Source organism: Sphaerisporangium aureirubrum (assembly GCF_042658925.1).
Classification (GTDB): domain Bacteria; phylum Actinomycetota; class Actinomycetes; order Streptosporangiales; family Streptosporangiaceae; genus Sphaerisporangium; species Sphaerisporangium aureirubrum.
On record NZ_JBHSRF010000146.1, the window covers coordinates 1 to 9,710 of the forward strand.

The window sequence follows — 9,710 nt, forward strand, 5'->3', positions numbered from 1 at the left end:
GGGGATTGCCAGGTGGCGGGGGTGCCGGGGGGTGGGGGGGTGCCTTGGGCGTGGAGGGGGCGGCCGACTGGGTATTCGGCGCCGGCCATGCGTTTTACCCATTGCACGCCGCCGGGGTCGCGCATTTGGGCGACCGCGGTGACGCCGATCTCGTCGGCCTCGGGGGGGACGGTCACCTTGACGTCGACGGTCCGGGCGCCGGTGATCTCGTCGAATCTGCAGACGTTGGCGGGGAGCATGCGGAGGCCGGAGGGGGCGCCCGGGGCGGCGGCGACCAGTCGCTGCCTGCGGGCGCAGCGGAGCGCGAGCGGGGCGTCCTGCGGGCTGGTGGTGACGGTCAGGAGGGTCTCGTCCACCGGGCCCTCGATGCGCACGTGGAAGTGCGCCACCGCACCGGGCCTGATGACGGCGCCGGGACGGAGCGGCCCGCCGGCGTCCACCAGGCGGACGCTGAGGCGGTGTTCCGCCGTCGAATCCCGCTGCCCGGGATCGTCCCCCGTCGCGGCCGACGCACTGCCACCCAGGATCAGTGCTCCGGCACCGACGATGGGTGCCATTCGGGCATGTATCCACCAACCGGCCATAACACTTACCCCGCTCCCCGATACGCTACGCGTCATCATAGTCACTGTGCGTAGCAGTTATCTCACATGGAGCCGGGACTCAACCTTCGGCGATCAGATGGCGTACAGCCTTCGCCACGGGAAGGTCGGCGGGCAGCCAGGCTATGTCGAAAAGCTCATCACGACCCAGCCAGCGCAGTGCCAAGTGCTCATGAGGGTGCGGAATGCCGGAAATCAAGCTCGCCAGCCAGACCCGCATGACGTACCCCGGCGTCAGCGGCCAGTCGCCCCCGACCCGCTCCCCCACCTTGATCCCGACCCCGAGCTCCTCCTGACACTCCCGTATCAGCGCCTCGTGGTCGGTCTCCCCCGGATCGACCTTGCCCCCGGGGAACTCCCATCCGCCCGCCATCGCCGGTGGTCCGGCCCGCTGCGCCGCCAGAAGCCTCCCGCCATCGATGATGGCCGCCGCGACAACAATCTTCTCCATGCGGGTAAAGCCTAAGGACCCCTCCGCCGATCCGCCCTCAGCAACACTTGACACCGTTCCCGAACCATGGCCGCCCCTGTCCGCCCCCACCCCAGTTCAGGCCCCTGACCGGGGTCCCCACCGGGGCGCCCGCCGCCCGTCGGGCCGGAGCGGGCCACCGCGGGCCCCGCCGCACGGGGTACGCGCGGACCCGGCGCGCCAGGAAACGACGTGGGTTGAACGCCGGAAACAACAATCCACCCGGAAACAATACCGCTGAAAAGAAATCCCCCCGGAAAGCCATTCGCTCCAGGCGAACCAATCACAGATCACACCCTTCTCGTCACTTTATTGACTCTGTACCTTTTTTGATTTGACATGCCATTATCGTGCCGTTCCCGCCTATGGAAAGGCCGGTATGAAATCACCACGATCAGCGTCCGGGTTATCCGCCAGGACGCGGCGCCCGGCTGCCGTGATCGCGCTCCTGGCGTTGCCCCTCTCGTTCGTAAGCGCTCCCGCGAGCGCCGAACCCTCCCCCACCCCCGCCGCCCGGGCGCCGCACGCCGGCAGCCCTGACGCCGCCTTCGACCAGGCCAAAAAGGACAACAAACGCGTCGAGATCGAGGCACTGCGCTCGGAGACCGGAACCTACTACGCCAACCCCGACGGAAAGACCGTGCGCGCCGAGGTGTCCAGCACCCCGGTGCGGGTCAGGAAGAACGGGGCCTGGCAGGCCGTCGACCCCACCCTGGCCGTCCAGGACGGCGTCCTGCGGCCCAAGGCCACCAAGGGCGACCTGACCCTGTCGCTCGGGGGTGACACCACCGCCGTCAAGTACGCGGGCGACGCGGGCGCGGGAAGCGTCTCCGCCCCCGCGAAGCTGCCGAAGCCGGTGGTCAGGAACAACACCGCCACGTACACCGACGCCTACGGGCCGGGCGCCGACCTGGTCGTCACCGTCGCCCCGGACGGATTCCGGCACGAGATCGTGCTCCGGCAACGCCCCGCGAAGGCCCTGAAGCTCCGCATCCCGGTCGACCTGCCCAAGGACCTCAAGCTCGGCAAGGGAAGCGACAAAACCCCCGGCGTGCTGAACGGCGAGGGCAAGGAGATCGCCGACCTGGCCGGGATCCCGATGCTGGACGCGACCGAGACGCGCGCGCCCGCCACCGGCCGCCTGGGCACGGCGGCCACGAGTGTGGACGGCGCGGGTGCCCTGGTGGTCGCCCCTGACGCCGGCTTCCTGTCCAATCCGGCGGTCACCTATCCGGTCACGCTGGCGGTGCCTCTGATGGAGGACTGGACCGGGACGGGCATCGCGGGCGACACCTTCGTCAGCCACAGCTACCCGAGCAGCAACAGCAACAAGGGCCTCAACAGGCTCATCACAGGCCGGTCCAACAGCGGCACGGTCACCTGGCGCGCCTACGTCCGCTTCCACATCAGGGGCACCCCGCTGGAGGGCGGCACGGTCAACAACGCCGACCTGCGCCTGTTCAACTACGACACCAACGACTGCAGCGACACCGCCACCGCCGGCATCGTCGCCCGCCGCGTCACCACCGACTGGAACATCAACACGATGACCTGGTCCAGCGGCCAGCCGTCGGTGACGAGCACCGGCCAGGTCGGCAACAAGGGCGCCTACGGCCTGAGCTGCCCCGAGGGCGAGGGCGAGCTCTGGTACTCGGTCGAGCAGATGACCCAGGCGTGGATGGACGGCGCCAACGACTTCGGCGTGCAACTGGCCTCGGCCAGCGAGAGCGTGCCGACCAACTGGCGCTGGTACCGCTCCGACGAGTACGGCGGCTACGACACCTGGCCCTTCACGCCGCGCGGCCCCGTCCTCATCGTCGAGTACACACCTGCGGAGACGACGTATCTCGTCGCCCCCCGCTCCTACAACGGCGCCGAGCCCCCCGCGACCACGTACGAGCAGGACAAGGCGTGGGTGGAGTCGGGCAACGTCTACGTCGACCAGCTGCCCCCGCCGCGGGCCACGACGCCCGAGCAGGCGATGGCGGACGCGATCGCGGCCGGGCGTTCGGCCCCGAGCAGGCTGCTGGACGCGTACTACCCGGACGATCTCACCGATGAGGAGCTGGCGGGCGGCGAGGACGAGGGGCCCCCGCCGGCGGGTGAGGAACCACCCGAGCCCAATCCTCTGCCCAGCGACGACACCGCGCCGCCCACGGTCTCGTCCACCACTCCGACCGGCGGGCAGACCGGCGTCCCGATCGGCGGCACGATCAAGGCGGTGTTCGGCGAGCCGGTGACCGATGCGCGCATCGTGGTGAAGGACGCGCAGAACGCCGAGGTGGCGGGGACCGCGTCCATGGACGCGGCGGACACCACCCTGACCTTCACCCCGAGCGCGCCCCTGGCCACCGACACCACCTACACCGCCGAGGTCGGCGAGGCCCTGGACTTCGCCGGGAACCAGATGACGGCCCCGCACGCGTGGTCGTTCACCACCAGCGGACCCGACACCGAGGCGCCGGCCGTCACGGGGACCGACCCGGCCGGGAACGCCACCGGCGTGCCGGCGAGCACCGCGGTGCGGGTGAACTTCAGCGAGGCGGTGTCCGACGTCCGGCTCACCGTGAAGGACCCGTCGGACACGGCCGTGCCGGGAACCCTGACGAGCGGCGACGGCGGCACCCGGTGGACCTTCACCCCCGCGTCGCCGCTGGCGGACCAGACGGCGTACCGGGTCGACGCCGACGGCGCCAAGGACGCGTCGGGCAACGTCATGACGCCCCACACCTGGTCGTTCACGACGGGCGCCGGCGCGGTGCCCGGCCTGGTGGCGGCCTACGGCATGAACGAGGGCTCCGGCGCGAGCGTGGCCGACTCCTCCGGGCGGAACAACACCGGTACGGGCACCGGCACCGGCTGGGCGAACGGCAAGTACGGCAAGGCCGTGACGTTCAACGGCACGTCGAGCTGGGTCACCGTCCCGGACGCCGCGTCGCTGCGTCTCACGACCGGGATGACCCTGTCGGCCTGGGTCAACCCGGCCACGTTGTCCGGCTGGCGAGCGGTGATGGCCAAGGAACTGGACGAGGACGAAGGCCTCTCCTACAGCCTCTACGCCGCCAACGACAACGGGGTCCCCTCCAGCTGGGTGCAACCCGACCCCGAGGGCTTCTCGCAGGTCGAAGGCGGCTCGCCCTTGCCGGTGAACACCTGGAGCCACCTGGCGGCCACCTACGACGGCGCCACGCTACGGATGTTCGTCAACGGCCAGCCCGCCGGCCAGACCGCCATGAACGAGAGCCTCTACGACGACGGCGGCCCGCTGCGCATCGGCGGGGACGCGGTCTGGGGTGAGCACTTCAGCGGTCTGATCGACGAGGTGCGCGTCTACGACCGCGCCCTGACCGCGGCGCAGGTCCAGGCCGACATGAGCACACCGGTGGGCTCCACCACGCCGAACCCCACCCCGACACCCACACCGACCCCGACTCCCACGCCGACGGTCACCCCGACCCCGGTCACGGGGCTGGTGGCGGCCTACGGCATGAACGAGGGCTCGGGCACGAACGTGGGCGACTCCTCCGGGCGGGGCAACGCCGGAGCGGTCAGGGACACCTCCTGGGCGACGGGCCGGTACGGCTCGGCGCTGTCGTTCAACGGGTCGTCCAGCTGGGTCACCGTCCCCCATGCCGCGTCGCTGCGGCTGACCGACGCGCTGACGCTCTCCGCGTGGGTGCGGCCCTCCGCGGTGCAGGGTGCCTGGCGCACCGTGGCGATGAAGGAACTCGACGTCGGCGGCTCCTACGGCCTGTACGCCTCCAACGGCGCCGTGCCCGAGGGCTGGCTGCAGACCGGCGCCGAGGAGGCCGGAGGTGTGGGGGGCACCGCCCCGCTGCCCCTGAACCAGTGGAGCCATCTGACGGTCACCTACAACGGCAGCACGGTCCGTCTGTACGTCAACGGCACCCAGGCCGCGCAGTCCGCGTTCACCGGCACGCTCGACGACGACGGCGGCCCGCTGCGCATCGGCGGCAACACCACCTGGGGTGAGTTCTTCGCCGGCCTGATCGACGAGGTGCGCGTCTACAACCGCGCCCTGACCGCGACCGAGATCCAGGCCGACATGAACACCGCCCTCGGTGCCGTCCCGCCGTCAGGTGCGGCGGTCCAGGCGTCGCGTGCGGGGGCCGCTCCCGCGATCGAGAAGCTGGCGGTGGACGACGGCCGCACGGTGCGGGGAGCGGGCGTCACCTCGACCCTCACCCCCAGCCTGACCACCTGGCTGTCGGCCGGGCACGGCGGCGCGGCGAAGGTGGACGTCGAGGTCGCCCGCGTGCCCGCCAAGCGGGACCTGACCGCCGCGGGCAGGCGTCTGCTCTGGTCGGGCCAGGTCACCGCCGAAGCCGGTGACTCCCGGGCGACGGCGCGGGTGCCGGCCGGCCGGCTGCGGGCCGGTGAGCGGGTGAGATGGCGGGCCCGCGTCACCGGCGCGGACGGCCAGGGCGCCTGGAGCGGCTGGCAGGACCTCACCGCGGGCGTCTCCGGCACGGCGCTCCGCACCGCCGCCCAGACGGCCGCCGCGGATCCCCCTGATCCGAGCACCATCAAACGGGTCATCGGCGGCAAGGCGTCCGTCACGCCCAGCGCGACCTACCCGCAATGTCACAACGCGACGACCACGGGAAACGCGCCGTACGCGATCACGCCGAGCCGGTACGCCCACTGCCGCTATTCCGGCTGGACGATAAACGTCTGGAGGGTCCGCATCTTCATTCCCCAGCTGGTCGGAACTCTCAAGGGACACCAGCTCACCTACATCCAGGGGACGATGGACAAACGCGAATTCCAGGTCAAGAAGCACATTTATATCGACAGCGTCGAGGGGGACGTGCCGAGCGGTGTCCGCTTCGCCAACACGATCGGCTCGAACAGCAGCGGCTGCGTCGCGGGGGCCGCGACCGGGATGACGGGCACGTACACCGTGAGCCAATGGAGGGCGGCGGCCTCCACCGAGTGGCACACGAGCCAGACCTTCACCTCGGGCCCTGGCACCGGGTACCACCTGAAGAGCGACTGCACGGTCAACTACTCGATAATCACGAACCACCCGGACGACGGCCACCAGAGCAGCACCCCGGTCTACGGGGACGGCACGTTCAGGTGCGACAGGTCACCCCAGATCAAGTGGCACAACAAGCAGGGTGGCGGATGTGTTCACATGTCGGGCGTCCCGTCGTTCTCGATGACCAGGAACGACGTCAACGCCAAGGGCGTCGGGTTCCCGAACATGTACGAGCACATCAAGCGCGCGCTCACGCCAGGGACGAAGACCTTCCCCGCACCGGGAGGGAAGTCCTACCCGGACCTGACCGCGCAGAAGCACATCCCGGGTGGCCGCTGGAACGACACGCTGACCCGTCATGGATACGAGCCGACCGGCACCGGGAATCGCACGGCCGCCGGTGTGGTCTGCAAGAACGAACTCAAGAAAGAAGAAGGAAAAGATTGCGACGAGTTCCCCTTCGCTTCCACCCTGCAAGGCTCGGCGCGCGCCAATCCTCCGCATAACTTCTCGGTCGCGATGATAAACGCGGCCGAGAACGAGGCGCACGGAATCGTGCTCCGAGCCTGGTACCAGAACAACAGAATCCTGAACTTCGATCAGTACTGGATGGAAATGCTGTAGCGTCCTCCGGGGGCTTGGCCGGCGACCGGCCGGGCCCCCGGTCCGACCCCGCGTAACGTAAGGAAACGCCTGTGGTGAACGTCGTCACCGAGCTTCTCGACCCGAACGCGATGTCGCGCTATCTGTCCGGTGTCGCGGACGTCGAGGACGCGGGCGATCTCTACGAGATCGAGACTGACGCGGACGGGTGGGTCGGAACCGGCGACAACGGGATCGCGATCGACGACACCGACGGCGAACGATTTCTGATCAAATATGAGCTCTGGGACGGAGCGCCTCCTCCCCTCGCGTCCTGGGACGACTCCTGGTCGGGAAGCGTGCGCCTGGAGTCGGGCAAGGTGCGCGCCGTCAGCCAGTATTCGGGGGACGAGTCCTACGGGGCGGAGTTCGACCTCGGCCGCCCGGAAGCCGCCTGGCAGGTCAGGGTGCATCGCAAATACCTGCGCCACGAGGAGTTCACGGCCGACGTCGTCGGCGTCACCCTGTTGAAGCTGCAGTTCTGGCCGGCCGCCCAGGCGTGAGCGGCGGCGGTCAGGTCAGGCCCAGGCCGCGCAGCTGCTCCAGGATCTTGGGGTTCTGCAGGGGACGGGTGTAGCCGACGATGTTGGGCCGTTCCCGGTAGGTGGTGACCTTGATGGGGCCGCAGAGGGTGCAGCGGGCCTCGATCATCTTGCCGGGGGAGACGACCATGCCCACGTGGCCGGGGTTGTTGGAGGAGGTGCCGGGGCCGGAGTTGAAGAAGACCAGGTCACCCGCCTGTTCGTCGCCTCTGGAGATCTTCTTGCCGAAGGGCCACTGGCCGAAGGTGGTGCGCGGGATGGAGAGGCCGGCGGCGCGGTAGGCCATGTAGATGATGCCGGAGCAGTCGAAGCCCTGCGGGCCGGTGCCGCCCCAGCGGTAGGGCTTGCCGCGCTGGGCCAGGGCGTACTGGAGGATCTTGCGGACGACGTCGCTGGGGGCGGCCTCGACGAGCGGGGGGTCGCAGGCGGGGTCGGCCTCGGGGGGGAGGTCCAGGGTGCCGTCGGAGGCGTACCTGCGGGCGATCTCCAGGACCTGCTCGACGTACCAGACGGCGCGGTTGTAGACGAACAGGGCGCGGCGCAGGTCGCCGGGGGCGCCGTTGCGCTTGAGCATCTTGGCGGCGCCGAGGATGGCGTCGGCGGGGTTGTACACATCGCCGTAGCCGTCGTCGTCGCCGTCCGAGGCGTAGCCGTTGATCTTGCTGGAGATCTTGAGCTTGGCCTTGCCGCCCCAGGTGCTGATCAGGAACTGCATCGGCCCGGCGGCCCCGGCGTAGTTGGTGCCGCTCTTCACGCCGGCCAGGTTGGAGCGCCCGTGGTCGGTCTCCCGCTTGCCCACGGCGGCCAGCACCGTCCACTGCACGCCGGTCTTCTGGCCCCACTTCTTGTACAGCGCGAGGTACTCGGGCGGTATGTCGGACTGCGCGGTGTTGGAGACGTTGGCGAACTTGGGCGAGTCGTCGGCGCAGTCGGTGACGGTGCCGCCGCCGAGGAACGACGGGAACGTGCTCATCAGCATCGGCGCCATGATGAGCGTGACCAGGACGACCCCGGCCAGCCCGATGATCAGGGCGAGGCGTACCCGGGACGTCACTGGATCGTCCCCTCGCCGGTGTCCCCTTCCTGGCCGACGTCGGCCTGTTGCATGTCGAACACCCGCCAGCCGTCGCCCACCTGCGTGAGCGTGACGGCGTAGTCGGCGCTGCGCTCCTGCGGGCCGTCCTTGCCGGTGATGTGCTGCACGACGGTGACCACGAACACCACCGATCCGTCGGAGATGTCACGGATGTTCTTCAGGCTCGCCGTCCCCGACGAGATGATCTGCCCGGCGCGGTTCTGCTCAACCGTCGAGGGCGTGGTGACGTCCCTGGACAAAACGGTGCCGAACTCCACGGTGGTGAACGCCTTGAGCCGCTCGGCGTACGACGCGGGGTCCTCGTCGTGGCGGTAGGTGGCGTAGGACACGGCGAAGCGCTGGGCCGCGTCGGCGGCCTCGGCGATCTGCTGCCGGGTCAGCGGCAGGTAGCGGTAGATGTCGAACGTCCCGGGGCTGACCCGGGGGGCCGGCGTGCCGGTCACGGGCTCCACCGGGCCGGGAGAGACCACGGCGGCCGGACGGCCTGCGGGGTCGGGGACGTCCGGGCCGGAGGAGGCGGGCCGGAGGGTCAGGTAGACGCCGACGGCCGCCAGCGCCACGACCACCCCGGCGAAGGCGAGCCCGCGCCGGTCGCGCAGCTGGACCATGCGTCAGTCCTTGCCCGGGCCGGCAGGCCTGAGCCAGAAGGGCGCGCCCTCGTCGTCACCGCGCCCGGAGTCGGCACGCGGCGGCAACCACAGCGGCGGCGGCTCATTGGACGCCGAGCGCCCGCCACCGGACGGCCGCGGCGCCGACCTGGCCCCGGAGCCGCCGAACAGGCCGCCACCCGAACCACCGGAACCGCCGGAGCGACCCGAGCCACCGGAACGGCCCGAACCACCCGAGCCACCCGAACCGCCGAACAGGCCGCCGCCGGAGGAACGCCCGGAGGACGAGCCACGCGAGGCGCGGCCTCCCGAGCCGCCTGAACCACCCGAGCCGCCCGAGGAGCCGGAGGAACGTCCGGAGGAGCCGCCGCCGGACAGCCATCCCGAGCCGCCGCCCGAACCGCCGCCCGAACCGCGTGGCCCGCCCGCGGTGGTACGCCTCGGCGTCTCGGCGCGCCCGGAGCCGCCGGACGAGCCACGCGAGGCCCACCCGCCTCCGCCGCGCCCGCCGAACCAGCCGCCCGCCGAACCACTCGCCGAACCGCCGCCTGAGCCGCCACCCGAACCGCCTGAACCGCTGCTCGCGGAGCCGCCGCCCCCGGAGACCGGAGCGCCCGGACCGCTGTTCCGTACGGCCGCGGGCCGCTGCGAGGGCCCGGTCGTGCCGCCTCCGCGGCCCGCTCCCCCGCCCCGGGCCGCGCCGCGCAGCGCGGCACCGGCCGCGCCCGCCGCGCCCGGACCGCCGG

General features: G+C 70.8%; 6 protein-coding genes and 1 pseudogene. 2 read left to right on the forward strand and 5 right to left on the reverse strand.

What is annotated here, in order from left to right; all coding sequences use genetic code 11:
• The coding region (locus ACFP1K_RS40365; protein WP_380763756.1) for a hypothetical protein at positions 1 to 557 on the reverse strand (557 nt) is incomplete at its 3' end.
• Between the two features lie 106 nt (positions 558 to 663).
• Entirely contained in the window at positions 664 to 1,053 is a 390-nt protein-coding gene (locus ACFP1K_RS40370; protein WP_380763758.1) for a (deoxy)nucleoside triphosphate pyrophosphohydrolase, read from the reverse strand.
• 454 nt (positions 1,054 to 1,507) lie between these two features.
• On the opposite strand from ACFP1K_RS40370, the gene ACFP1K_RS40375 reads away from it, so the two are divergent.
• A complete protein-coding gene (locus ACFP1K_RS40375) occupies positions 1,508 to 6,700 on the forward strand; it encodes a LamG-like jellyroll fold domain-containing protein (protein WP_380763760.1) in 5,193 nt (1,730 codons plus the stop codon).
• 71 nt (positions 6,701 to 6,771) lie between these two features.
• On the forward strand, positions 6,772 to 7,221 hold the full coding sequence (locus ACFP1K_RS40380) for a hypothetical protein (protein ID WP_380763762.1): 450 nt from the start codon (positions 6,772 to 6,774) through the stop codon (positions 7,219 to 7,221).
• Positions 7,222 to 7,231: 10 nt separating this feature from the next.
• On the opposite strand, the gene ACFP1K_RS40385 is transcribed toward ACFP1K_RS40380, so the two are convergent.
• The 3 genes and pseudogenes from ACFP1K_RS40385 to ACFP1K_RS40395 form a co-directional block, all read right to left on the reverse strand.
• Positions 7,232 to 8,314 (reverse strand): C40 family peptidase, encoded by a 1,083-nt coding sequence (locus ACFP1K_RS40385; RefSeq protein ID WP_380763764.1) that lies wholly within the window; start codon positions 8,312 to 8,314, stop codon positions 7,232 to 7,234.
• The gene (locus ACFP1K_RS40390; RefSeq protein WP_380763766.1) at positions 8,311 to 8,964 is read right to left on the reverse strand and encodes a hypothetical protein; all 654 of its coding nucleotides are present in this window, start codon (positions 8,962 to 8,964) and stop codon (positions 8,311 to 8,313) included. Before ACFP1K_RS40390 ends, ACFP1K_RS40385 begins: the two co-directional genes overlap by 4 nt.
• A gap of 3 nt (positions 8,965 to 8,967) precedes the next feature.
• Positions 8,968 to 9,710, reverse strand: a pseudogene (locus ACFP1K_RS40395) (type IV secretion system protein); the annotation flags it as partial.